This window comes from Ewingella sp. C233 (genome assembly GCF_055407225.1).
In genome coordinates, this window is record NZ_JBUZRI010000002.1 from 132988 (window position 1) to 155462 (window position 22475).

The following is a 22475-nucleotide window of genomic DNA, read 5'->3' on the forward strand; positions in this document are numbered from 1 at the left end:
GCATGAAATTGCATGAGTTAAAATCAGTTATTTATACTCAATCAAACTAGTAATGGCGCGGTTTTCATTGGGTCGTGCAACTGCATTAAAACCGACACATAAAGCGGGCAGGCGTGGCGGGGATAGCATTGCGCGCAAAGGGTGTTTTTAGGTATTTATTCCCGCGCCTGAGCGCGCCGTGGTGAGGTTTTCGAATCTCCGCCCGATATCGGCGTGCGTTCAGGCTTTCGCGGCGTGTCGTGCGTCTGGTGGCCTCATGGCGTAGGCGTAAAAAAGCCGCCATATCAGGCGGCTATGTCATATCAGTTCTGGTTTTATAATGCGTAGTCCGTAAAGCGGATCACCTCCTGACCGACCCACTGGTTTAATTCTTTCATTCGCTCCTGTAACGGTACCAACTCGTTACGCACAAATACCTTTGCCGCTTTCTCAACGTCACCAAATCCGCCGGTGTTGCTCGGGATAATCCCCATCATCTGCGGCGGGACGCGGTGCGCGCTGAGCAGGTCGTCGCGGGTGGCGTTCTTGATGTTAAAGAAATCATCTTTGGTTGCCACTTCGCTGAGCGGGATGATTTTAATCGCATCGGGTTTGCCGTTCGGCGCGTGATAAAAAATATTCCTGAAATTCCCGTCACCCTTCGATTTGCTCATCATGTCGCGCAGTGCCGAAATATCCTCTTTGTTCTGCGCGGGGTCGGTCACGTACATCACATAACCCGCGTGCGCGCCGTTCTGGTAATACTTGCGGCGGTATAGCGTAGCCGACTCGTTGAGCCACGCGCTGTTTAACGCGCTGAGGTATTCGGGCAGGCCGTAAAGCTCCTGATTAATGTCCGGCTCCTGCAAATGGAAAATGGCACCCTGCGCGAAAGAATGGGGTGAGACATAATCTTCAACAAACCAGTAAAGCCCATCCTCTACACCGCGACGGGTATATTTTGCCGGTGAGGTTTCCAGTCTTAAGAGCTGGCCGGTGCGACTCTGGCGCTGTTCCATAAACCCGTTGCCAAAGACAATATAATCCAGCGCATAGCGGCTAAACTGCTGCTGTGAAAGCAGCGGGTGCGGGATAAAGGTACTGGCGAGAATATTACGCTTCACGTACATCGGCGAGCTGTGGTGAACGGCGGCGCGCATACTCTTTGCCAGCCCCGAGAAACTGACTGGCGGCTCGTACCACTTCCCGTTATTGATGCACTCCACGTAATTGAGAATGTCGCGGCGATCCATCACCGTGGCAGGTTCGTCAAAGCGGAAAAACTCGCTCTGCTGTACGTTACTGGTCGAGGTGAATTTCTTGGCCTTGCGCGTTTTTTTGCTGGTCATAGTTAGTGCCATTCGATAGTGGATTTATATTGCTTGCCGGAGCCCGCCGTCAGCGGCTCGTTGATGAGCGCGTGCATCGTCGCCCACGCCACGTCGGCGTGGCTGGCTTCTTCGCTGCGGCTTGCCACGTAGGTGGATTTGGCCCCGCTGGCCGTCATGGTTTTGCGAATAGCCATAAACGACGCGGTGATGTCGCTATGACCGGCGTCGTACTGCAAACAGCCGCGATGAATGGTGTTTTTTGCTTTCAGCACCATTTCGGTTTTTAATTCCGCCGTGTATTTAATTTCGCGCGCCGCTGGGAAAAACTGCCTGACGAGCTGGTAAACGCCCTGACCGACGGTAGTCGCATCGATGCCGATATATTCCACGTTGTATTTTTCGGTCAGCGCCTCTATTGCTTTGGCCTGCGCATCAAAATCCATCCCTTGCCACTGGTGGCGCTCAAGAATGCGGAAAATGCCGCCCTGCTGTTCCGGCGGGGCGATCACCACGCAACCGGCGCTGTCGCCGCCGTTGGCCTCGGACGGGTCGTAACCAATCCACACCGGTTTATCCTCAAACGGGTGGAAAGCATAGGGATTGAAATCCGTCCATTCTTCGAGGCTGTCCACCATGCAGCCCTGCAATTCTTCAAACGGAAACACCGACGCCTTATCATCGACAAACTCACACATCAGCAGGTTTTGATATTCCGACGGGCTGTATTCCAGCGAAAGCTGGTTGATGTCAAACAGGTCGCAGCCGCCCGCCAGTGCATCATCAATCGTGACAATCTGCCGCCACTGGCCGTCGGCGCACTGCACACCTTGGGATAAATGGCTGTGGCTAAGGTCGAGCTGAATACGTTCGTCTTTATTGCGTCGGCCTTTGTTAAACAGCTCCCCCGACCAGAACGAATAGGCGCTATGGGTCAGGCTGGAGGGCGTCGAGAAATAGGTGGTGCGCCATTTCTTGTGCAGCGACATCCCCGAGGCCACTTTGCGCAGTTCCTGAAACTTGGGGATCCAGAAATATTCGTCGAGATACAGGTTGCCGGTGTAGCTCTGCGCGGTGCGGATATTGGTACCGAGGAAGAACAGGCGCGCGCCGTTCGGGAGCTGCATCGGGTCGCCTTTCAGGTCAACGTCGACCAGTCGCGCAAAGTCGATGATGTAATTTCTAAAGACGTGCGCCTGTGACTTACTGGCCGAAATAAAGATTTGGTTGCGTCCGGTTTTCAGCGCGTCGAGCAGCGCCTCGCGGGCAAAAAAGAAGGTCGCGCCAATCTGGCGGGACTTGAGAATATTGCGGATTCGGTGCTGTAATCCCGCCTGATGCCAGCCGCGCTGGTACTCAAAGGCATCTTCCATGAAAACGTCGCCGAGTTTGGCGATAGCCTCATCGGTGAAGACGTTCTTCTCGACTTTCTTACGTTCCCCTTTGTTGCGGTTGGCGACCGCCGGATTGAGATCCGCCTCGCTCCCCGTGGACATGTAGCGGTTGACCCGCGCCAGTCGCTCAATCTGTCGGCCTAACAGGTCGATTTCTTTGAAGTCCTGCCCGTCTTTTTTGCTTTTCATCACAAGCTGGACGACGCGCGCCTCGATACTGGTTTCAATACGGGAAATCGGCGCAATGTCGTCCCATTTCTCCCGCTGCTTCCAGCTCTGCACCGTTGGTTTTTTTAGATTCAGCGTTTCGGCAATTTGCGCCACGGAAAACCCCTGCCAGTAAAGCAGGGTGGCCTGTCTGCGCGGGTCGCTGATGATGCTTGTACCGTTGTTGTCGTTCATGCTTTCGCCTTGGTTGGAAAGAATAAACGCCACGCTACGCACCACGGCAACCCTGCGCATTACGGTGCTGTTGTATCAAAGATTGTCAGACGGTCATCGCTGGTCGTCGGGGCGCAAGCTCGGGAAACTGGCCCTCTCAGAAATACCCAACGAGTGGAGTCAGCAACATGGCAAAGAAAGTATCGAAGTGGTTTCGTATCGGCGTCGAGGGTGACACCTGCGACGGCCGCAACATCGAGGCAAGCGACATTCAGCAAATGGGCGCGTCGTTCGACCCGCGCGTTTACGGCTGCCGTATCAATCTGGAGCACATCAAAGGGTTATTGCCGACGGGCGACTTTAAGCGCTTAGGCGACGTCACCGAGGTGAAAGCCGAGCAGATTGATGATGACTCGGTGCTGAATGGTAAGTGGGCGCTGTTTGCCAAAATCGCCCCGACCGACGAGCTGGCCGCGATGGTCAAAGCCGGTCAGAAGATTTACACCTCCATGGAAATTCGCCCGAATTTCGCCAACACCGGTAAAGCCCGTCTGGTCGGTCTGGCGGTCACCGATGACCCCGCAAGCCTCGGCACCGAAATGCTCGAGTTCAGCGCCCGCGCCAAGGTGAACCCGTTTGCCGGTAAGAAAGACCAGCCCGAAGACCTGTTCTCTGTCGCCACGCTTGCCGTGCTGGAATTTGAAGAGTTGCCGGACACGCTGCTGACCAGCTTCGCCGAGAAAATCAAAGGCATGTTCAGCGCCAAGCAAACCACCGACGACGCCCGCTTTACCGACGTGCAGGCTGCGATCACCGTGGTGGCCGAGACCGTACAGGCTGAGGGCGAGAGCACGGCGACGCGCTTCTCCCAGCTTGAACAGCAGATTGTGGGGCTGAAAGGCGACCTGACCGCCGGTAACGAGGCGTTTACCGCCCTGAAAACCTCGCTCGATAGCACCGAGAGTTTCAGCCAGCCGCGCCGCCAGCCGTCGCAGGGTGGCAACGGTGACGCCAGCCACATGACCAACTGCTGACCGGCCAAGGCCGGTAGACATTCCCCACTTTGACAGAGATAAATTATGCGCACGAATACCCGTTTTAAATTTAATGCCTACCTGACCCGCCTCGCTGAACTGAACGGCGTCGATGTGGCGAACTTGTCCAAGAAATTCAGCGTTGAGCCGTCCGTCACGCAGAGCCTAATCACCACCGTGCAGGAGTCGTCCGAATTCCTGAGCAGCATCAATATGGTGCCGGTGGATGACGTTGAGGGTGAGAAAATCGGCCTTGGCGTCACCGGCTCGATTGCCAGCACCACCGACACCGACGGCGGCAAGGCGCGTAAAACCGCCGACTTTATGGCGCTCAAGTCGCGTAAATACAAATGTGAGCAGGTCAATTTCGACTTCCATATTCGCTATAACACCCTCGACCTGTGGGCGCGCTATCAGGACTTCCAAATCCGTTTACGTGACGCCATCGCCAAGCGTCAGGCGCTCGACTACATCATGGCCGGATTTAACGGCGTGATCCGCTCGGACGATTCAGACCGCGCGCAGTATCCGCTGTTGCAGGACTTGGCCGTCGGCTGGCTGCAAAAGCTGCGCAACGAAGCCCCCGAGCGCGTAATGGACGAAATCACCGACGAAGACGGCAAGGTTATTTCGGACAAAGTGCGTATTGGTACGAAGGGCGATTTTGAGAACATCGACGCCGCCGTGATGAACGCCACCGATTTTCTGCTGGACGCGTGGCACTCCGAAGACCCGAGTCTGGTCGTGATTTGTGGCCGCAAAATGCTGTCGGACAAGTATTTCCCCATCATTAACAAAACGCAGGACAACACCGAGAAGCTGGCCGGTGACGTTATCGTCAGCCAGAAACGCATCGGCAACCTGCCAGCGGTGCGCGTGCCGTATTTCCCTGACAACGCGCTGCTGATCACCCGTCTCGATAACCTGTCTATCTACATCATGGACAGCTCGCACCGCCGCCATATTGATGAGGTCGCCAAGCTAGACCGCATCGAAAACTACGAGTCGCTGAAAGTCGATTTCGTGGTCGAGGACTACGGCTGCGCGGCGATGATTGAAAACATCGAGCTCGGTGATTTCACGCCGGTGGTTAAGTCTCTGGCAAATGTCGAGAGCGTTGAGCCGCAGGCCGATAGCGCCGACGACAAAGACGGCAACAAAACCGAAAGCGAGGCGTAAACCATGCTGAGTCCCGCACAGCGTCACATGATGCGGGTCTCTGCACAGCAAACCTCGGCGCAGCGGAAATGTGATCCGCTGCGTTCGGCACTGCCTTACGGCCAGATGCTGGTGAAGCTGCGCGGTGACCGCCTGAAACTGAAATCTATTCGTTCCGTAGAAACCAAAGCCGAGCATAAGCGCGCCATGCTGCCGTCGTATGCGCCGTGGGTGGCGGGCGTGCTGGCCGGTGATGCCGGTGAGCAGGACGATGTGCTGATGACCATGCTCCAGTGGACGCTGGACGCGGGCGACATTTCCGGCTCGTTTGACATGGCCCGCTATGCCCTGAAATACGGCCTAAGCGTGCCGAACAACCAGCGCCCCGTCGGTTATCTGTATGCCGAAGACGTGGCAATGGCCGCCATGCGCGCCTTTAAAACCGGTGAGCCGGTGATGGCCGCCGACCTGCTCACCGTTATCGACATGACCCTCGCCGCCGACATGCCCGACGAGGTGCGCGCCAAGCTGCACAAAATTACCGGTCTGGTGCTGCGCGCCGACCAGCAGCCCGAGCAGGCGCTGGAACACCTCGCCCGCGCGATGCAGCTCGACGTTAACGCCGGTGTGAAAAAAGACATTGAGCGACTGGATAGAGAGATTAAACCGGCACCGGCTGCCGCACCGGTTAAGCCCAAAGTCGCCGCGAGCGTGCGCAAGGCTAAGCCGAAAGCGGCACCGGCCAAGCGCGGACGCCCGCGCAAGGTTTAACCCTCCGGTTGTGAACAGAACGCGCCCCGCGCCGGACGGCACGCAGGCTGATGCAGGTTTTTACCTTGTCTGACGCCTGCGTCCACCGTCCACCTATTGAGGTTTCAAAATGGACATTGTTATGACCGCAGCAGCGGACAGCGCCACGGTGGTGATCCCGCCCGCTCCGGTAACCAGTCCGGTGATTGTGAACACGTTTTTCTTCCCCGACGTTGACCCCGCACAGGTCAGTGAGCGGGTGCGTCTGGGCCACGTCGTCACCGACAAGCGCATGAGAGAGGCCATTAAGTCGGCCATGGCGGAAGTCAACGCCGAGCTGTATCTCTACCGAGAACAGCAGATGCGTGATGGCTATAAGCAGCTTGCAGACGTGCCCGCCGAGGTGCTCGACGGCGAAAGCGTGAAGTGTTTCCACTACCTGAGCGCGGTCTGCGCGATGACCACCGCCGTGATTTTTGAGCGCTACCGCAGCTATGACTCCAGCGCCAAGGGCGACAAAAAGGCCGACGTGCTGGAGGTCTCAGTCGATGACCAGTGGCGGGACATGCGCTGGCACCTGTCGCGGTTGCAGGGTCAGGCGCGCGGCATGGTGAGCCAGCTCTGATGCAGGTTATCGCACAGCAGGGGGACACGCTCGACGCGCTGTGTTACCGGCACTACGGGCGCACCGAGGGCGTGGTCGAATCGGTGCTGGACGCTAATTTCGGGCTGGCCGAGCTTGGCGACATTTTGCCGCACGGTACCGCCGTCGAGCTCCCCGACGTAGACAGTGCCGCCACTTCTGAAACCGTTCAGCTATGGGACTGACGATGGAAAAAATCACTTCTTCGGTGGCCTACGTCATCGCCGCCTGTCTGGCTTTCCTCGGCGCGCTGACGCCGCAGGATATTGCCTTTTTGGTGGGTGCCGCCGTGGCCGTGGGCACCTTCTTTTTAAACTGGTACTACCGCCGAAAAAGCTACAAGTTGCTGGAGCGTAACGGCCTGACCCGAGGGGTTTACGATGAACTCAATCGTTAGAAAGTGCAGCGTGGCTGTGGTGCTGGCGCTGGCCTTGTTGTTGCCTGACCACCAAGCAGTCAAAACCTCCGACGCAGGGCTCGCGCTGCTCACCAATCTGGAAGGGTGCCGCCTCAATCCCTATCAGGATTGCGGCGGTGTCTGGACGTCGGGCATCGGCCACACCGCCGGAGTCAAACCCGCGCAGGCGATCACCGAGCATATTGCGGCGCAAAACCTGATTAGCGACGTACTGATGACCGAGCGGGCCGTCGATAAATGTATGCCCGTCACTATGCCGCAGCCGGTCTATGACGCGGTGGTCAGCTTCGCGTTTAACGTTGGTACCGGCGCGGCCTGCCGCTCGACGCTGGCGTTTTTCATCAACAAAGGCGAATGGGGCAAAGCCTGCCAGCAGCTCCCGCGCTGGGTGTTTGTCAACGGCGTGAAAAATAACGGCTTAATCAACCGCCGCACCGCCGAGCTGAACCACTGCCTTAAGGGGGCGTCATGAGAGTGGCGGTGATTTTCCTGCTGGTCTCGCTGCTTCTGCTGGCCGTGGCCCTGACCGGCTTGCAGTCGGTGAGAAACAAGCTGGCGGCGGCAAATGACAGTATTGCCGCGCTCAGGCGTGACCTGAAAACCAGCGGTCAGGCGCTGGATGAGTTAACGGCCAGCACCGAGCGCAACGAGCGCGCGCAGGTGGTTTTACGCGGGCAAATTAGCGCGGCGCACCAGTTGGCAACGCGCCGCAACCAGACCATTACAAGGCTACTCAATGAAAATGAAACCCTGCGCCGCTGGTATCAGTCTGCTCTGCCTGATGACGTTGCAAGGCTGCACGCCCGCCCCGAGTTCGCCACCCCCGACGGTTATTTACGCTGGCTGTCCGAAAGTCAGCAGTTGCCCGATACCGGCCAGCCAGCCGAAAACTAACGGCGACCTGAGCGCCGATATCCGCCAGCTTGAGGGCGCGCTCGTAAGCTGTGCGCTGCAAGTTGAAACTGTGAAACAGTGTCAGGAAAACCACGATGTTAAAACCGGCCAGCCTCAAAAAAGCGCTTTTTAAGTCCGTGCCGCTGCTGCGCCAGAACCCCGACATGCTGCGCCTTTTTGTTGATAACGGCGCGATTGACGGGACGTTGGCCGCCTCGCTGTCGTTCGAGAATCGTTACTCGCTGGACGTCACGGTGACGGATTACACCGGTGACATGAATATGCTGCTGGTGCCGGTGAGTGCGTGGCTGCGTGAGAACCAGCCCGACATCATGACAACCGAGGCGGGAAAAAAGCACGGGTTTACCTACGTGGCTGATATTAATAACGATGACAGTATCGACCTGCGTATTTCACTGAGCCTGACTGAGCGCACGCTGGTGAAAGAGGAGAACGGCGCGCTGCACGTGACGCAGCTCGGAGAGCCGCCGGAGCCTGAGCCGGTGATCCGCCCGACGATGCTTTACATCAAAGGCGAGCTGGTGAGTCAGTGGGATGAGTGATTTTAAAGCCTTTGACGACAAGCTGGCCGCGCTGCTTGCAAGCCTGTCACCGACGAGCCGCCGCCAGATGGCCGCCGAGATTGCCAAGCGGTTACGCGCCAGTCAGCAGCAGCGTATCAAGCGCCAGCAGGCACCGGACGGCTCCCCGTATGAGGGCCGAAAACGCCAGCCCATCAAAGGCAAAAGGGGGCGGGTAAAGCGGGAAATGTTCGCCAAGATGCGCACCGCCCGATACCTCAAGACCAAAGGCTCGACCGAGGCGGCGACGGTGGAGTTTGCGGGCAAGGTTCAACGCATTGCGCGCATTCACCAAGAGGGGCTAAAAGACAGGCCAAACCGGCACAGCCAGCCGGTGCAGTATGAGGCGCGTCCGCTGCTGGGATTTAGTGCCGCAGACCGGAAGGTTGTGGAGGATGTGATCCTTTTCGGACTCATTGAATAAAGAGCACTAAGAAAATTAAATTGTATGAGCTATAGCTCGAACTGGGTGATAATGTTGTAAACACTATTTAACTTGATAGTGGGTTTAAAGGTGAAAAGATGATATGGGGGAGTTGCATTTTTTAACTTAAAGATACCGGTGTATCAAACAGAGTCTCAGTTTAATTATGGTGTGATATACATAATGTCTTGACATAAAATTTAAATATTATTAATTTTATAAATCTTATGGAGAAACTATCTCATTTTTCATCCCGCAGGTAATTTTTAGGAGCATAAATGCAATTAGATTCAACTGAAGCTATTCGCTTAGGTTACGTGAGGGATAGCCATGGGAAGCTATTAAAACCTGAAGCTTATAGCAAGGCTTCAAGTATTGACATTACGATCGGCGAAGTCTTATATAAGGATAAAAATGAAAAGATTATACCGGGAATAGCTGCCACTCTCAAACCTCAACAGTCTCTAGTAATCATTTCAGATGAGATAATTCATGTTCCATCTGATCATGTCGCATATGTTTTTTTAAAGAATAGGTTAAGTCAAAAAGGACTCTTGGCATTAAATACGGGAATAATAGATGCTGGTTATGTGGGGCCAATTTCTACAGTTATTATAAATTTCTCCAATGTGGATGCGGCTATTCCATTGGGAAAGACAAAAGAAGAAAAAGAGTTTTTTAGGGTTGTTTTCCATAAGTTAGATTCTATAGCGACACCTTCTATAGCCTCCAGTCCGACGCCGGTGCTTGAATATGACGTTAAGAATTATGAACTTTATAAAAATAATAAATTAGAAGACTTGAAGAATTTGCCAAAGACATTTTTAGAACCAAAGGTTTTAAAAGAGCAAATTCAAGGTGAGCTCTATAATAAAATTTCAGAGTTTTCAATTGTAAGGGTCGGCCTTACAATTGCGGTGCTTGGTTTATTTTTCACCGTACTGCCAATGGGTAGGGACTATTTTTTTAATTGGCAGTATGACGTTAAAGAAACTGCTCTCAAACAGAAAACAAATGAGATTAAAATCGACATTCTTTCAAGTGAAGTTAACACACTTAAAGAACAGATACAAAAATTAGAGTTGCAGTTGGATAATAGGAATAAGCGCAGATAGATCTGGTTTTTTTTGTTTTATCGAAAAGGTTGATACATCAATTAGCTCTTTTTGAGCATTGAAGGCAATAGATGTGCCAACCTCTCTTGCTAAATGAACATCATTTTTTCCATCTCCTACAAATATACAATCGCTCAAGTTTACTGCATACTCTTCTGCTAAATGTTTCATAAAAACAAGCTTGCCTATTTCATCAGTGGGTAGTAGGTTAAAATGTTCCACTTTGCCATTCTCATCAAAGAAGTATTCACAAGCACTATATGCATGATCAATGTGTAATTTAACCTGTGCCAGATCGGCTAAATGTTTAAATCCGCCGGAAATAAGTGCAGTTATAATATTTTCTTCTCTAAGGAAGTTGAATAAAACATCTGCACCATCGTGAAATTTTGTAGCGTCAATTATTTTAGTTAGATGATGTTTTCGCATCCCATGCTTTATGTGAATCCTGATGGTATCTCTCATCCATTCAGTATAGCTACTATATTTATTCTGTAACCATAGGTCTTTAGTAAACTCTTCTTCTTGATAACAGTCTTCGCTAATTTCCTTTGCTAACGCAGTCCATGCGCTAGGCGCAACTTTTCCATTATCCAGAGAGATGTTTTTCTCTAAGATGGTTCCTTCCATGTCAATAAAGCAAATAATCATATCTAAACCCTATAGTCAGTTACATAGATGAGATAACTAAAAATCAACCAAATAACTCATTTTATCAAAAAATGCTATGTTGTGCTTTCTTTGAATCACTATCATAGTAATAAACTGTATCGAAGTCGTCATTCATCTCTCTCCTATCCGCTCATACGTCGCTGGGCTGGCAATATTTTCTTCTAGCATAAAGACAACTATTAGATTTATCTCGGCTCAGCGACAGTGTCAGATAAAATATGACTCCACACAATTGAGTAACTTCAAAAAACTCATAATTCTTAATTAGACTGTTCGATTAACTACCCTACTGTTGTACCACCGATAGTCCTACGCCCGCACATTGTCGCCGGATCCCTCCGGCGGCATCCTTTCCCTCATGAATACACTCGAAAACTTCGCAGAACTGGCCCGCGCGGTGCGCGACCTCATCCGTATTGGTGCGGTATCCGAGATTGATACCGAGCAGGGGCTTTGCCGTGTGCAGACCGGCGAGCTGATGACCGACTGGCTGCACTGGCTGACGCCTCGCGCCGGTGCTGCGCGCGCGTGGTGGGCTCCGTCAGTGGGTGAGCAGGTATTAATCCTGTCGCTCGGAGGCGAGCTCGATACCGCCTTTGTGCTGCCCGCCATCTACAGCGACGAATTCCCCGCGCCGTCCGTCTCAGCGCAGGCGTACCACGTCCAGTTTTCTGACGGTGCCGTGTTGGAGTACGAGCCCGAAACAGGCGCGCTTTCTGTCACCGGCATTAAAACGGCCAGCGTCGTGGCGTCAACGTCGGTCAGCGTCACCGCGCCAAATGTGGCGGTCACGGCCAGCCAAAAAATCACGCTCGATACGCCGGAAGTGGTTTGCACCAACAAGCTGACCACCGGCTCGCTGGAGGTGAAACAGGGCGGCAAGATGAACGGCAATATCAGCCATTCCGGCGGAAGCCTGACCTCAAACGGCATCGTATTACATACCCATAAACACGGCGGCGTGCAGACCGGCGGCGGACAAACGCAGGGGCCACAATGACAAACGCGAAATATCTCGGCATGGCCCGCGAGTCAGGGCGCGCCATTGACGACATGGCGCATATTCGCCAGTCGGTCAGCGATATTTTGCTGACGCCTGCCGGTTCTCGGGTGATGCGCCGTGAGTACGGTTCGCTGCTTTTCCAGCTTATTGACCGCCCGCAAAACGCCGCGCTGCGCCTGCAAATTATGGCCGCCTGCTACGGTGCGATCCTCAAGTGGGAGCCGCGAGTCATGCTGACCGGCATCACCGTTGATACAACGGCGGACGGCAAAACAGTGGTGAATATTAACGGCGTCCGCAGCGACACCGGCGTCGATTTCTCTCTTAACATTCCAGTGAGCTGACACCATGGCAACCATCGACCTGAGCCAGTTACCCGCCCCGACCGTTGTCGAGGTAATGGATTACGAAGTGCTGTTAGCCGAGCGCAAAGCGACGCTGGTGTCGCTCTATCCGCCCGAGCAGCAGGCCGCTATCGCCCGCACCCTGACGCTGGAGTCAGAGCCCATCATCAAGCTGTTACAGGAGAACGCCTACCGTGAGGTGATTTTGCGCCAGCGGGTTAACGAGGCGGCGCAGGGCGTTATGCTGGCGTATGCCACAGGTAGCGATCTGGATAACATCGCCGCCCGCTATGACGTCCAGCGCCTGACCGTGACGCCTGCCGATATCTCTGCCATGCCGGTGACGGCGGCAGTGATGGAAACTGACGCTGATTTGCGTATTCGTGTGCAGCAGGCGTTTGAAGGGCTGAGCGTGGCGGGGCCGGTGGGCGCGTATGAGTTTCACGGACGCTCTGCCGACGGGCGCGTGGCCGATATTTCGGTGATCAGCCCGTCGCCCGCCTGCGTCACCGTGTCCGTGCTGGCGCAGACCGGCGACGGTTCCGCCCCCGCTGACCTGCTGGCCGTGGTTCAGGCCGCGCTCAACGATGAGAACGTGCGCCCCGTGGCTGACCGCGTGACGGTGCAGTCGGCCAGCATCGTCAATTATGAAATCGAAGCCGAGTTGTACCTCTTTTCCGGCCCCGAAGCGGAACCCATCAAGCAGGCCGCCGAGGCCAAGTTAAAAAGCTATGTCAGCGCACAGCACCGGTTAGGGCGTGATATTCGCCTGTCAGCTATTTACGCCGCCCTGCACGTTGAGGGCGTCCAGCGCGTCGAGCTGGCAAAGCCCGCCGCCGACCTTGAGCTCGATAAAACGCAGGCGTCATTTTGCACCGCCTACGCGCTGACCATCGGGGGCTACGATGAGTAGCCGCCTGCTGCCGGTCGGTTCTTCCCCGCTGGAAGTCGCCGCCGCCGCTGCGTGCGCCAAGCTGGAAACCGTGCCGGTACCGCTGCGTGAGCTGTGGGATCCGCTTGCCTGCCCGCTGGTGTTTTTGCCCTATCTGGCGTGGGCGCTGTCGGTTGACCGGTGGGATGAGAACTGGCCGGAGTCCACCAAGCGCCGCGTCATTCAGTCCGCGTGGTTTATTCACAGCCACAAAGGGACGATTGGCGCTATCCGCCGCGTGGTTGAGCCGCTCGGGTACCTGATTAAAGTGACGGAATGGTGGGAAACCCATGACGAGGCGGGCACGTTTCGCCTCGATGTCGGCGTGCTTGAAACCGGCATTACCGAAGAAATGTATTTAGAAATGGAGCGGCTCATCGCCGACGCCAAGCCCGCCAGCCGCCATCTTATCGGGCTGACCATCACGCAGGACATCACCGGCGAGGTGTATCTCGCGGCGGTGTCCTTTGACGCCGAAATCTTAACTGTTTATCCGGGGTAATTATTCATGGCGACGTTTAAATCGGTCGTGACCGCGCTCGGTCAGGCGCGTATTGCCGAGGCGCTCCAGTCCGGCAAAGGCATCAATATTATTGATATGGCGATTGGTGACGGTGGCGGCAAGCCTGTGCAGCCGAGCGCCGCGCAGAAAAAACTGGTCAATGAGGTTTACCGCACCCCGCTCAACTCGTTAAAGCTCGACGCCAAAAATGCCAACTGGGTGATTGCCGAGGCGATTATTTCCGCCAGCGTCGGCGGCTTCTGGATGCGCGAAATGGGGCTGTACGCTGACGACGGCGCGCTGATTGCCGTCTGTAATATGGCCGACACCTACAAGCCGACGTTAGAAGAGGGCTCGGGCCGCACGCAAACCCTGCGCATGGTGATCACCGTAACTGACACCAGCGCGGTGAGCCTGACCATCGACGACACGCTGATCATCGCCACCGAAGAATATGCCAATGATCTGATGGCGGGGCATGAGAAAAGCCGCAACCACCCCGACGGCACGCTGACCGAGAAAGGTTTTGTGCAGCTAAATAGTGAGCTGAACAGCACCAGCGAAACGCAGGCCGCCACGCCGAAAGCGGTCAAGGCGGCGAATGATAACGCCAATACGCGCGTACCGGTCACCCGCAAAATTAACGCTATGCCTCTCGATGCTGATATCACGCTGGCAGCGGCGGACGTAGGCGCATGGTCTGCGACGGAAAGTGAAGAAAACGCCAAGGGGCTGGCTGACCAGATTGCCACCGTCGCCGAGGAGCTGACGGATAAAATTACGACGGGCGGGACGTTTCCTGTCGGTGCGCCCATTCCGTGGCCCTCAGATACGGTGCCGTCTGGCTTCACGCTCATGACCGGACAGACGTTTGATAAAAAGGTGTATACGCAGCTCGCCATCGCCTATCCCGCCGGTGTTATTCCCGATATGCGCGGGCAGACGATTAAGGGTAAACCGGCATCGGGGCGCGCGGTGCTGTCCTATGAGCAGGACGCCGTTAAATTGCATGACCATACCGGCAGCGTGTCGCAGACCGACCTCGGCGCGCCGTACACCACCGGTTTTGATTACGGCTCTAAAGGCACCGAAGGTTTTGATTACGGTAGCAAACTGGCTGACGAAAACGGCTGGCATGACCACGGAATTAAAGCCCGTGAATCCAATATCTCTCTTAATGGTGGCGGCTCTACCCGCAGGCTCATTGATGTTAACCAAGGTTACGCCTCTGAGGGGGTGATTGCCGGTGGTGGTAATCACCAGCACTGGACGTATATCGGTGCGCACGCCCATATGGTTTATATCGGCGGTCACGCGCATCAGGTTCCACTCGGGCCACACGGTCACACCATTACCATCAACGCGACGGGCAGCGCAGAAAACACCGTCAAAAACATCGCATTTAACTACCTTGTGAGGCTCGCATAATGTTTGAATTAGCATCTAAAGACCGCGTGATTAAAGTCTTCAACTACAGTCCGCTGAACAATGAACTGATTGGGCCGTCCGATGCGTGGGTGGTGGCGCATACCGGTTTACCGGCCTATTGCACGCTCGACGCGCCGCCGCTGAAAAGAAAGGGTAAGGCCGTTGTGTACACGGATACCGGCTGGCAGCAGGTCGAAGATAATCGCGGTGCCGCAGTTTACGACACCCTGACCGGTGGCGGCTCGCTGTTGACTGAGCTGGGGCCGTTGCCGGAGGGGAAAACCCTGCTGGCTCCGGCGTCCGAGTTTGACGTGTGGAACGGCAAGGCGTGGGTGAAAAACGCCGAGGCCGAGAAAAATGCGCTATTCATTCAGGCCCAGCAGGATAAAAAAGACCGCATGGCTTTAGCTACGGAAAGCATCAGTATCTTGTCGTTTGCTAAAGACAGCGGGCAGGCCACCGACGACGAGCTGGACGCCCTCGAACGCTGGCAGAATTACCGGCTGCAACTCAGCCGCGTTGACCTGTCAAAAGTGACAGGTATCATTTGGCCTGACGCCGTATAACGCCCCCTTGCCGAGCCCCTGAGTCAGGGGCTTTTTTGTGTCTGTTGTGCCTCCCTGCTTACATCACCCACGCCTCGCCCTGACTCGCCTGAAATAACACAATAACCTTGCAAATCCATAACGGAGTTAACCCGATGAGTGAATTTCACCACGGCGTGCAGGTTGTTGAAATCAGCGACGGCACGCGCGTTATTTCCACCGTTTCCACGGCCATTATTGGCATGGTCTGCACGGCCAACGATGCCGACGCGAAAACCTTTCCGCTGAATACGCCGGTACTTATCACCGATGTGATTGCCGCCCAAGGCAAGGCCGGTAAAAAAGGCACGCTGGCCGCCGCCTTGGCGGGCATTGCTGACCAGTGCAAGCCGGTGACCATCGTCGTGCGCGTGGCCGAGTCTGAAAAGACTGACCCCGATGAGGCGCAGGCTGAAACTCTGTCTAACATCCTCGGCGGCGCGGATGAAAACGGCAGCTACACCGGCATGAAAGCGCTGTTAACCGCCGAGGCCGTCACCGGCGTGAAGCCGCGCATTCTCGGCGTGCCTGCGCTGGACTCGCTGGAGGTTGCCACGGCACTTGCCAGCATCTGCCAGTCGCTGCGCGCATTCGGTTATATCAGCGCGTGGGAATGCCGGACGATTTCTGATGCGGTCAAGTACCGAGACAATTTCAGCCAGCGTGAACTGATGATCATCTGGCCGGATTTCCTCGCATGGGACACCACCACAAAAACCAGCAAAAAAGCCTACGCCACCGCCCGCGCGCTGGGGCTGCGCGCCAAGATTGATCAGGACACCGGCTGGCATAAAACCCTGTCAAACGTCGGCGTCAATGGCGTGACCGGTATCGATGCCTCGGTGTTCTGGGATTTGCAGGCGTCCGGTACCGATGCCGACCTGCTCAACGAGGCGGGAGTGACCACGCTTATCCGCAAAAACGGTTTTCGTTTCTGGGGAAACCGCACCTGTTCCGATGACCCGTTATTCCTGTTTGAGAACTACACCCGCACCGCGCAGGTGCTGGCCGACACGATGGCCGAGGCGCATATGTGGGCAGTGGACAAGCCGATGACCGCCTCGCTTATCCGCGACATTATCGACGGCATCAACGCCAAGTTCCGCGAGCTGAAATCGAACGGCTACATCATCGACGGCAAGTGCTGGTTTGACGAGTCGGCCAACGATAAAGAGACCCTGAAAGACGGAAAGCTCTATATCGATTACGACTACACGCCGGTGCCGCCGCTGGAGAGCCTGACCCTGCGCCAGCGCATCACCGACACCTATCTGGTCAATCTGGCCGCCTCCATTAACAGCTAAGGACACCTGAGACATGGCACTCCCTCGCAAACTGAAATACCTCAACCTGTTTAACGACGGTCTGAGCTACATGGGCGTGGTGCAGTCAGTCACGTTGCCCAAGCTCACCCGCAAGCTGGAGAACTATCGCGGCGGCGGGATGAACGGCTCGGCGGCGGTGGACTTGGGGCTGGACGACGACGCGCTGACCGTCGAGTGGTCACTCGGTGGCCTGCCTGACGAAACGCTGTGGGCGCAGTACGCCGCCGCCAGCAGTGCCGCCGTGCCGCTGCGCTTTGCCGGTTCATTCCAGCGCGATGACACCGGCGACGTGTCCGCCGTTGAGATTGTGCTGCGTGGCCGTCATAAGGAAATCGACCTCGGCGACATGAAGCAGGGCGAAAACACCGAGAGCAAAATCTCGACCCAGTGCACCTATTACAAGCTGACGATTGACGGCAAAAACCTGATTGAAATCGACACCGTGAACATGGTCGAAAGCGTCAACGGCGTGGACATGCTCGAACAGCATCGCCGCAATCTCGGCCTGTAATATTTTGGCGGTCAGCCATGCTGGCCGCTCACTCCCTTAACGACCTGAAAGAGCTAAAAAAATGAAACAAGAAAACGCACAGACCACCACCGAAAACGCCAACGTCGTGACGCTGGAGACCCCGATTAAACGCGGTGACACGGTGATTGAATCCGTCACCATGATCCGCCCGAACGCGGGGACGCTGCGCGGCGTCAGTCTGGCCGATGTGGCAAGTTCGAACGTTGACGCATTAATCACGGTATTGCCGCGCATTATCTATCCGAGCCTAACCAAAGAAGAGTGTGCCGCGCTGGAGTTGCCGGACTTTATTACGCTCGCCAGCAAGGTGATCGGTTTTTTAACGCCGAATTCGGGCCAATAACCTACCCGCCAAAATTGGGGGTTGATGACCTGATGGCCGACGTGGCGGCGGTCTTTCACTGGCCGCCGTCAGAACTCTATCCGATGAGCCTGACCGAGCTCGTCAACTGGCGCGAAAAGGCGCTCGAACGAAGTGGACACGCCAATGAGTAACAACGTGACGTTGCAGGTATTACTCAAAGCCGTTGACCAAGCCAGCCGCCCGTTTAAATCCGTCCAGACGGCGAGTAAATCGCTGTCTGAGGACATTCGCAAAACCCAAACCTCCATCAAAGAGCTGAACGCTCAGGCCGGACGTATTGAGGGTTTTCGTAAAACCAGCGCGCAGCTCGCCGTCACCGGTAAATCTCTGAAAGACGCCAAGCAGGAGGCCGCACAGCTCGCTATCCAGTTTAAAAATACCGAGAACCCGACACGCGCACAGGCGCAGGCGATGGACGCGGCCAAGCGCTCGGCCTCCGAACTGCAAACCAAGTACAACGGTCTGCGCCAGTCGGTGCAGCGCCAGCGGCTTGAGCTGTCACAGGCGGGTATCAACACCCGCACGCTGTCCGAATCCGAGCGCCGCCTCAAAGCTTCCCTGAGTGAAACCAACGGCCAGCTTGAACGCCAGCGCGCCTCGCTTGCACGCGTCAGTGCGCAGCAGTCCCGACTCAATGGCATAAAGAACCGCTATCAGTCAGGTAAACAGCTTGCCGGAAGCGTCACCGCCGCCGGTGCCGTCGGGGTTGGGGTTGCTACCGGTGGTGTGGTTGCCGGTAGTTCGCTGCTCAAATCCGGCTATGACTTCGCACAGAAAAACTCTGAATTGCAGGCGGTGCTCGGTCTGAAAAAAGACTCGGCGGACATGCAAAGCCTGAGAAAGCAGGCGCGCCTGCTCGGGGATAATACTGCGGCCAGCGCCGATGACGCGGCGTCTGCGCAAATCATCGTGGCAAAATCCGGCGCGGACAAAGACGGCATTCTGGCGGCCACGCCGACCATCCTGAATCTGTCGCTGGCGAACCAGCGCAGCATGGAGGAGAACGCCACGCTGCTGATGGGCGTGAAATCTGCGTTTGGCATGAGTAACGATAAGGCGGCGCACATTGGTGATGTGATCTCGACGGCCATGAACAAATCGGCGGCCACGTTCGACGGCCTGAGCGACGCCATGACCTACGCCGCGCCGGTGGCGAAAAATGCCGGTATTAGCGTCGAGCAAACCGCCGCGATGGCTGGCGCGCTGGCCGACGCAAAAATCACCGGCTCGATGGCCGGTACCGGCAGCCGTGCAGTCATCACCCGACTACAGGCACCGACCGGTACCGCCGCCGCTGCACTCAGTGAGTTACGGGTCAAGACGGCGGACAGCAAGGGCAACATGCGCCCGCTGTTTGTCATTCTGAAAGAGATGCAAAAGAGCTTTGAGAAAAACAAGCTCGGCACCTCGCAGCGCGCGCAGTACATGAAAGCCATCTTTGGCGAAGAGGCCAGCTCGGCGGCGGCGGTGCTGATGACCGATGCCAGCTCGGGGAAGCTCGATGCACTGACCAAGGCACTGCAAACCTCTGACGGCAAAACCGCCGAGCTGGTTGAGACCATGCAGGACAACCTCGGCGGTGACTTTAAGGAATTTCAGTCAGCCTATGAGGCGGTGGGTACCGACCTGTTTGACCAGCAGGAGGGATCGCTGCGCCATCTGGTGCAGACCGCGACAAAGTACGTGCTCAAGCTCGATAAGTGGATTGTGAATAACAAAGAGCTGGCGGCCACTATCGGCAAGCTGGCCGGTGGTGCGTTGATAGTTGTCGGTGCGCTGGGGCTGATTGGTCTGGTTGTCGGGCCGGTGCTCGGCGGGATTAACGCCATCATCATGGCGGCCAGTTTCCTGTGGTCAGGTTTAACCGCCGTGGGCAGCGCCATCGTGGGCGTGATTGGCGGGCTGACGTGGCCGATTGTGGCCGTCGGCGTGGCTATCGTCGCCGGTGCGCTGCTCATCCGTAAATATTGGGATCCGATTAGCGCCTTTTTCAGCGGCGTGATTGAGGGGTTGGGAGCCGCATTCGCGCCGGTGAAAGAGCTGTTTGCGCCGCTTAAGCCGGTGTTTGACTGGCTCGGCGAGAAACTTCAAGCCGTCTGGCAGTGGTTTAAAAACCTGATTGAGCCGGTGAAGTCCACGCAGGAAACGCTCGACGGCTGCAAAGATGCGGGCGTGATGTTCGGCAAAGCCATTGCCGATGCGCTGACCGCGCCGCTGCGCGCGTTCAACAAACTGCGTGAGGGTGTGGACTGGCTGCTGCAAAAGATGGGGCTTATCAAAGATGAATCGGCGGACATCGATAAAAATGCCGACAAGGCGCGGGGTATCGATAAGAACGGCGGGGGCAATCTGACAACCCCACCCGCTGGCGGATTGCTCGGCGGCGGTTACGTGCCGGTGTCGGCAGGCGGTGGCCGTAATTATCAGGATAACAGCACGCACAATTACCAGATTGTGAGCGACGGCGGCGGGCGGGACGGTGGCCGAGATATCCGCGAACAGCTAGAAGCGCGCGACCGCCAGCGCCGCGCCGAAACGCGCTCACAAATGGGCCACGACTAAGGAGAATTCAGGATGATGTTAACACTCGGCTTTTTTGTCTTTCAGCTACAAACCGTGCCGTATCAAAGCCTGCAACGGAGCGTGGATTATCGCTGGCCGTCAAACAGCCGTATCGGTCAGCGCCCGACGGTGCAGTTTCTCGGGGTCAGCGAGGAGAAGATCACCCTGTCCGGCGTGCTGATGCCGGAAATCACCGGTGGCCGCCTGTCGCTGCTGGCACTCAATATCATGGCCGACCAAGGCATGGCGTGGCCGCTGATTGAGGGGAGCGGCACCATTTACGGCATGTTTGTGGTGAACAGTATCAGTGAAACCCGTACCGAGTTTTTCAGCGACGGCAGCGCCCGCAAAATTGAATTTACGCTGACGCTCACCCGTGTGGATGAATCGCTGACGGCCATGTTTGGCGATCTTAAGGCGCAGGCGGGCGACCTGCTGACTAATGCCGGTGACTACGCGAAAGGGCTATTGTCATGATAACGGGAATGACGCTCGACGCGGGGGCCAAGATTGCACCCGCCTTTATGCTGACGCTGGGCGGCAGTGACATAACGCGCGATATCAGCAATCGCCTGCTGTCGCTGACGCTGACCGACAATCGCGGGTTCGTGGCTGACCAGCTCGACATCGAGCTCGACGACGCCGACGGGCTGGTCGCGATGCCGCCGCGCGGCGCGGTGCTGACCCTGTTTCTCGGCTGGCAGGGATCGGCGCTGATTGGCAAAGGCGACTTTACGGTCGATGAGGTTGAACATCGGGGCGCGCCGGACACGCTGACCATTCGGGCGCGCAGTGCGGATTTTCGCGGTACGCTGAATTCCCGCCGCGAGGTGTCCTACCACAACACCACGCTCGGGCAGGTGGTCGCACAGATTGCGGCGCGCAACAAGCTGACGGCCAGCGTTGCCGGTCAGCTTGGGGCAATCAACGTGCCGCACATCGACCAGTCGCAGGAGTCTGACGCCAAATTCCTGACGCGGCTTGCCACGCGCAACGGGGCGGAAGTGTCGGTTAAAGCCGGTATGCTGCTCTTTCTGAAGGCGGGCAACGGCACCACGGCCAGCGGCAAACCCATCCCCGCGATGACCATCGAGCGCAGCGACGGCGACCGACACCAGTTCGCCATTGCTGACCGTGGGGCCTACACCGGCGTGACGGCCAAGTGGCTGCATACCAAAGACCCGAAGCCGAAGCAAAAAACGCAGAAGGTGAAAATTCAGCGCAAACCCAAAGAGCAGTTTTTGCGCGCACTCCAGCACCCGAAAGCCAAGCCCGCGCCAAAAGCAAAGGCAAAAGCCCCGACCAAAACGCCCGAGGAAAAAGAGGGCGAATACATGGCCGGAGAGGCCGATAACGTGTTTGCCATCACCACCATTTACGCCAGCAAGGCGCAGGCAGTGCGCGCCGCAGCGGCCAAGTGGGACAAGCTTCAACGCGGCGTGGCGGAATTCTCCATCACGCTGGCAATGGGGCGGGCGGATTTATACCCTGAGACGCCGGTAAGCGTCAGCGGGTTTAAGCACGTCATAGACGAGCAGAAGTGGATTATCACTAAAGTGACGCACTCACTCAGCAATAACGGCTACACGACGGCCCTAGAGCTTGAGGTAAAGCTTTCTGACGTGGAGTACGAGACCGAAGATTAATTTATCAATAAATATCATAACTGTTTGTTTTAAATGATTTAAATGGCTAAAATCACTTCATCAAAAGGCGACTGACTGAGGTGATCATCATGTTCCATTGTCCTATCTGCAAAAATGCTGCACATACCCGCTCAAGCCGCTACCTGAGCGAGAACACGAAAGAGCGTTACAACCAGTGCCAGAACATAAATTGCGGGCATACGTTCAAGACAATGGAGTCATTCGACGGCTCAATCGTGAAGCCGAGCCTCATCTGCGCGGTGATGCCTCACCCGACCTCACACGGTCAGCAAACCTTCCTGATGTAAGGGCACAAAAAAAGCCTCGTTATCCGAGGCTTTTTGCTATGATTTTTCTCAACGTGGTCAATGCGTGGACATCGATAGAAATAAATCCTTTTATTTCAGTTGGTTGAAGAGATTTTCTAGGCACATTATGTGCCTTTTTTTGTGCCTTTTTTCAGGCGGTCCGCTCTGTCATAGC

The 22475-nt window shown here is 56.0% G+C and carries 29 protein-coding genes; 26 read left to right on the top strand and 3 right to left on the bottom strand.

All coding sequences use genetic code 11. From position 1 onward, the window contains the following. Positions 1–314: 314 nt before the first annotated feature. Together ACZRKO_RS12890 and ACZRKO_RS12895 are read right to left on the bottom strand one after the other, a co-directional pair. Positions 315–1328 (bottom strand): phage portal protein, encoded by a 1014-nt coding sequence (locus ACZRKO_RS12890; RefSeq protein WP_463737662.1) that lies wholly within the window; start codon positions 1326–1328, stop codon positions 315–317. 2 nt (positions 1329–1330) lie between these two features. After that, the gene (locus tag ACZRKO_RS12895) at positions 1331–3103 is read right to left on the bottom strand and encodes a terminase ATPase subunit family protein (RefSeq protein WP_463737663.1); all 1773 of its coding nucleotides are present in this window, start codon (positions 3101–3103) and stop codon (positions 1331–1333) included. Positions 3104–3270: 167 nt separating this feature from the next. On the opposite strand from ACZRKO_RS12895, the gene ACZRKO_RS12900 reads away from it, so the two are divergent. From ACZRKO_RS12900 to ACZRKO_RS12955, 12 genes are all read left to right on the top strand, one after another. Next, on the top strand, positions 3271–4116 hold the full coding sequence (locus ACZRKO_RS12900) for a GPO family capsid scaffolding protein (RefSeq protein WP_463737664.1): 846 nt from the start codon (positions 3271–3273) through the stop codon (positions 4114–4116). A 45-nt stretch (positions 4117–4161) separates the two neighbouring features. Beyond that, entirely contained in the window at positions 4162–5295 is a 1134-nt protein-coding gene (locus ACZRKO_RS12905; protein WP_463737665.1) for a phage major capsid protein, P2 family, read from the top strand. A 3-nt stretch (positions 5296–5298) separates the two neighbouring features. Beyond that, positions 5299–6045 carry a phage terminase small subunit gene (gene gpM, locus ACZRKO_RS12910; RefSeq protein ID WP_463737666.1) on the top strand — a complete coding sequence of 249 codons (747 nt, stop codon included), beginning with the start codon at positions 5299–5301 and terminating at the stop codon, positions 6043–6045. A 109-nt stretch (positions 6046–6154) separates the two neighbouring features. Continuing rightward, entirely contained in the window at positions 6155–6649 is a 495-nt protein-coding gene (locus ACZRKO_RS12915) for a head completion/stabilization protein (RefSeq protein WP_463737667.1), read from the top strand. Continuing rightward, positions 6649–6852: a tail protein X gene (locus ACZRKO_RS12920; RefSeq protein WP_463738094.1), complete on the top strand. Its 204-nt coding sequence runs from the start codon at positions 6649–6651 to the stop codon at positions 6850–6852. The genes ACZRKO_RS12915 and ACZRKO_RS12920 overlap by 1 nt, the downstream gene beginning before the upstream one ends. A gap of 2 nt (positions 6853–6854) precedes the next feature. Further along, positions 6855–7064, top strand: a complete 210-nt coding sequence (locus ACZRKO_RS12925; RefSeq protein ID WP_463737668.1) for an HP1 family phage holin — start codon at positions 6855–6857, stop codon at positions 7062–7064. Beyond that, positions 7048–7557 (top strand): lysozyme, encoded by a 510-nt coding sequence (locus ACZRKO_RS12930; protein ID WP_463737669.1) that lies wholly within the window; start codon positions 7048–7050, stop codon positions 7555–7557. The genes ACZRKO_RS12925 and ACZRKO_RS12930 overlap by 17 nt, the downstream gene beginning before the upstream one ends. Continuing rightward, the gene (gene lysB, locus ACZRKO_RS12935) at positions 7554–7979 is read left to right on the top strand and encodes an Rz-like lysis system protein LysB (RefSeq protein WP_463737670.1); all 426 of its coding nucleotides are present in this window, start codon (positions 7554–7556) and stop codon (positions 7977–7979) included. The genes ACZRKO_RS12930 and lysB overlap by 4 nt, the downstream gene beginning before the upstream one ends. Beyond that, on the top strand, positions 7867–8112 hold the full coding sequence (gene lysC, locus ACZRKO_RS12940) for an Rz1-like lysis system protein LysC (protein WP_463737671.1): 246 nt from the start codon (positions 7867–7869) through the stop codon (positions 8110–8112). The genes lysB and lysC overlap by 113 nt, the downstream gene beginning before the upstream one ends. Beyond that, on the top strand, positions 8075–8542 hold the full coding sequence (locus ACZRKO_RS12945) for a phage tail protein (protein ID WP_463737672.1): 468 nt from the start codon (positions 8075–8077) through the stop codon (positions 8540–8542). Before lysC ends, ACZRKO_RS12945 begins: the two co-directional genes overlap by 38 nt. Next, a complete protein-coding gene (locus tag ACZRKO_RS12950; protein WP_463737673.1) occupies positions 8535–8984 on the top strand; it encodes a phage virion morphogenesis protein in 450 nt (149 codons plus the stop codon). Before ACZRKO_RS12945 ends, ACZRKO_RS12950 begins: the two co-directional genes overlap by 8 nt. Positions 8985–9262: 278 nt before the next feature. Further along, complete coding sequence (locus ACZRKO_RS12955) at positions 9263–10099, top strand: dCTP deaminase domain-containing protein (protein WP_463737674.1); 837 nt, start codon at positions 9263–9265, stop codon at positions 10097–10099. Here the strand turns inward: ACZRKO_RS12955 and ACZRKO_RS12960 are convergent. Continuing rightward, positions 10061–10750, bottom strand: a complete 690-nt coding sequence (locus tag ACZRKO_RS12960; RefSeq protein ID WP_463737675.1) for an HAD family hydrolase — start codon at positions 10748–10750, stop codon at positions 10061–10063. The genes ACZRKO_RS12955 and ACZRKO_RS12960 overlap by 39 nt on opposite strands. Before the next feature lie 379 nt (positions 10751–11129). On the opposite strand from ACZRKO_RS12960, the gene ACZRKO_RS12965 reads away from it, so the two are divergent. The 14 genes from ACZRKO_RS12965 to ACZRKO_RS13030 all read left to right on the top strand — a co-directional run bounded on the left by ACZRKO_RS12965 (position 11130) and on the right by ACZRKO_RS13030 (position 22300). Continuing rightward, positions 11130–11771, top strand: a complete 642-nt coding sequence (locus ACZRKO_RS12965) for a phage baseplate assembly protein V (RefSeq protein WP_463737676.1) — start codon at positions 11130–11132, stop codon at positions 11769–11771. Continuing rightward, entirely contained in the window at positions 11768–12118 is a 351-nt protein-coding gene (locus ACZRKO_RS12970; RefSeq protein WP_463737677.1) for a GPW/gp25 family protein, read from the top strand. The genes ACZRKO_RS12965 and ACZRKO_RS12970 overlap by 4 nt, the downstream gene beginning before the upstream one ends. A gap of 4 nt (positions 12119–12122) precedes the next feature. Further along, positions 12123–13031: a baseplate assembly protein gene (locus ACZRKO_RS12975; RefSeq protein WP_463737678.1), complete on the top strand. Its 909-nt coding sequence runs from the start codon at positions 12123–12125 to the stop codon at positions 13029–13031. Further along, positions 13024–13551, top strand: coding sequence for a phage tail protein I (locus tag ACZRKO_RS12980; RefSeq protein ID WP_463737679.1), 528 nt, complete (start codon positions 13024–13026; stop codon positions 13549–13551). The genes ACZRKO_RS12975 and ACZRKO_RS12980 overlap by 8 nt, the downstream gene beginning before the upstream one ends. Positions 13552–13557: 6 nt before the next feature. Continuing rightward, positions 13558–14979 (top strand): phage tail-collar fiber domain-containing protein, encoded by a 1422-nt coding sequence (locus tag ACZRKO_RS12985; protein WP_463737680.1) that lies wholly within the window; start codon positions 13558–13560, stop codon positions 14977–14979. Then, entirely contained in the window at positions 14979–15545 is a 567-nt protein-coding gene (locus tag ACZRKO_RS12990) for a tail fiber assembly protein (RefSeq protein WP_463737681.1), read from the top strand. Before ACZRKO_RS12985 ends, ACZRKO_RS12990 begins: the two co-directional genes overlap by 1 nt. A 134-nt stretch (positions 15546–15679) precedes the next feature. Continuing rightward, a complete protein-coding gene (locus ACZRKO_RS12995; RefSeq protein ID WP_463737682.1) occupies positions 15680–16867 on the top strand; it encodes a phage tail sheath protein in 1188 nt (395 codons plus the stop codon). A gap of 13 nt (positions 16868–16880) precedes the next feature. Then, positions 16881–17399, top strand: coding sequence for a phage major tail tube protein (locus tag ACZRKO_RS13000; RefSeq protein WP_463737683.1), 519 nt, complete (start codon positions 16881–16883; stop codon positions 17397–17399). A gap of 61 nt (positions 17400–17460) precedes the next feature. Beyond that, on the top strand, positions 17461–17763 hold the full coding sequence (locus ACZRKO_RS13005) for a phage tail assembly protein (RefSeq protein ID WP_463737684.1): 303 nt from the start codon (positions 17461–17463) through the stop codon (positions 17761–17763). A 32-nt stretch (positions 17764–17795) separates the two neighbouring features. Beyond that, on the top strand, positions 17796–17915 hold the full coding sequence (locus ACZRKO_RS13010) for a GpE family phage tail protein (protein WP_441656038.1): 120 nt from the start codon (positions 17796–17798) through the stop codon (positions 17913–17915). Beyond that, entirely contained in the window at positions 17908–20346 is a 2439-nt protein-coding gene (locus tag ACZRKO_RS13015; protein ID WP_463737685.1) for a phage tail tape measure protein, read from the top strand. Before ACZRKO_RS13010 ends, ACZRKO_RS13015 begins: the two co-directional genes overlap by 8 nt. Before the next feature lie 12 nt (positions 20347–20358). After that, positions 20359–20823 (top strand): phage tail protein, encoded by a 465-nt coding sequence (locus ACZRKO_RS13020; RefSeq protein WP_463737686.1) that lies wholly within the window; start codon positions 20359–20361, stop codon positions 20821–20823. Further along, positions 20820–21992: a phage late control D family protein gene (locus ACZRKO_RS13025; protein WP_463737687.1), complete on the top strand. Its 1173-nt coding sequence runs from the start codon at positions 20820–20822 to the stop codon at positions 21990–21992. The genes ACZRKO_RS13020 and ACZRKO_RS13025 overlap by 4 nt, the downstream gene beginning before the upstream one ends. A gap of 89 nt (positions 21993–22081) precedes the next feature. Then, a complete protein-coding gene (locus ACZRKO_RS13030) occupies positions 22082–22300 on the top strand; it encodes an ogr/Delta-like zinc finger family protein (RefSeq protein ID WP_100937583.1) in 219 nt (72 codons plus the stop codon). Positions 22301–22475: the final 175 nt, after the last annotated feature.

Bases quoted from the DNA above. Each gene is read 5' to 3' on its own strand.
- ACZRKO_RS12985 (WP_463737680.1), top strand. From the start codon at position 13,558: ATGGCGACGTTTAAATCGGTCGTGACCGCGCTCGGTCAGGCGCGTATT.
- ACZRKO_RS12890 (WP_463737662.1), bottom strand. From the start codon at position 1,328: ATGACCAGCAAAAAAACGCGCAAGGCCAAGAAATTCACCTCGACCAGT.
- ACZRKO_RS12960 (WP_463737675.1), bottom strand. From the start codon at position 10,750: ATGATTATTTGCTTTATTGACATGGAAGGAACCATCTTAGAGAAAAAC.
- ACZRKO_RS12950 (WP_463737673.1), top strand. From the start codon at position 8,535: ATGAGTGATTTTAAAGCCTTTGACGACAAGCTGGCCGCGCTGCTTGCA.
- ACZRKO_RS13025 (WP_463737687.1), top strand. From the start codon at position 20,820: ATGATAACGGGAATGACGCTCGACGCGGGGGCCAAGATTGCACCCGCC.
- lysC (WP_463737671.1), top strand. From the start codon at position 7,867: ATGACGTTGCAAGGCTGCACGCCCGCCCCGAGTTCGCCACCCCCGACG.
- ACZRKO_RS13000 (WP_463737683.1), top strand. From the start codon at position 16,881: ATGGCACTCCCTCGCAAACTGAAATACCTCAACCTGTTTAACGACGGT.
- ACZRKO_RS12905 (WP_463737665.1), top strand. From the start codon at position 4,162: ATGCGCACGAATACCCGTTTTAAATTTAATGCCTACCTGACCCGCCTC.
- ACZRKO_RS12965 (WP_463737676.1), top strand. From the start codon at position 11,130: ATGAATACACTCGAAAACTTCGCAGAACTGGCCCGCGCGGTGCGCGAC.
- ACZRKO_RS12900 (WP_463737664.1), top strand. From the start codon at position 3,271: ATGGCAAAGAAAGTATCGAAGTGGTTTCGTATCGGCGTCGAGGGTGAC.
- ACZRKO_RS12970 (WP_463737677.1), top strand. From the start codon at position 11,768: ATGACAAACGCGAAATATCTCGGCATGGCCCGCGAGTCAGGGCGCGCC.
- ACZRKO_RS12975 (WP_463737678.1), top strand. From the start codon at position 12,123: ATGGCAACCATCGACCTGAGCCAGTTACCCGCCCCGACCGTTGTCGAG.
- lysB (WP_463737670.1), top strand. From the start codon at position 7,554: ATGAGAGTGGCGGTGATTTTCCTGCTGGTCTCGCTGCTTCTGCTGGCC.
- ACZRKO_RS12990 (WP_463737681.1), top strand. From the start codon at position 14,979: ATGTTTGAATTAGCATCTAAAGACCGCGTGATTAAAGTCTTCAACTAC.
- ACZRKO_RS12920 (WP_463738094.1), top strand. From the start codon at position 6,649: ATGCAGGTTATCGCACAGCAGGGGGACACGCTCGACGCGCTGTGTTAC.
- ACZRKO_RS13005 (WP_463737684.1), top strand. From the start codon at position 17,461: ATGAAACAAGAAAACGCACAGACCACCACCGAAAACGCCAACGTCGTG.
- ACZRKO_RS13030 (WP_100937583.1), top strand. From the start codon at position 22,082: ATGTTCCATTGTCCTATCTGCAAAAATGCTGCACATACCCGCTCAAGC.
- ACZRKO_RS13010 (WP_441656038.1), top strand. From the start codon at position 17,796: ATGGCCGACGTGGCGGCGGTCTTTCACTGGCCGCCGTCAGAACTCTAT.
- ACZRKO_RS12995 (WP_463737682.1), top strand. From the start codon at position 15,680: ATGAGTGAATTTCACCACGGCGTGCAGGTTGTTGAAATCAGCGACGGC.
- gpM (WP_463737666.1), top strand. From the start codon at position 5,299: ATGCTGAGTCCCGCACAGCGTCACATGATGCGGGTCTCTGCACAGCAA.
- ACZRKO_RS12945 (WP_463737672.1), top strand. From the start codon at position 8,075: ATGTTAAAACCGGCCAGCCTCAAAAAAGCGCTTTTTAAGTCCGTGCCG.
- ACZRKO_RS12955 (WP_463737674.1), top strand. From the start codon at position 9,263: ATGCAATTAGATTCAACTGAAGCTATTCGCTTAGGTTACGTGAGGGAT.
- ACZRKO_RS13015 (WP_463737685.1), top strand. From the start codon at position 17,908: ATGAGTAACAACGTGACGTTGCAGGTATTACTCAAAGCCGTTGACCAA.
- ACZRKO_RS13020 (WP_463737686.1), top strand. From the start codon at position 20,359: ATGATGTTAACACTCGGCTTTTTTGTCTTTCAGCTACAAACCGTGCCG.
- ACZRKO_RS12895 (WP_463737663.1), bottom strand. From the start codon at position 3,103: ATGAACGACAACAACGGTACAAGCATCATCAGCGACCCGCGCAGACAG.
- ACZRKO_RS12925 (WP_463737668.1), top strand. From the start codon at position 6,855: ATGGAAAAAATCACTTCTTCGGTGGCCTACGTCATCGCCGCCTGTCTG.
- ACZRKO_RS12930 (WP_463737669.1), top strand. From the start codon at position 7,048: ATGAACTCAATCGTTAGAAAGTGCAGCGTGGCTGTGGTGCTGGCGCTG.
- ACZRKO_RS12980 (WP_463737679.1), top strand. From the start codon at position 13,024: ATGAGTAGCCGCCTGCTGCCGGTCGGTTCTTCCCCGCTGGAAGTCGCC.
- ACZRKO_RS12915 (WP_463737667.1), top strand. From the start codon at position 6,155: ATGGACATTGTTATGACCGCAGCAGCGGACAGCGCCACGGTGGTGATC.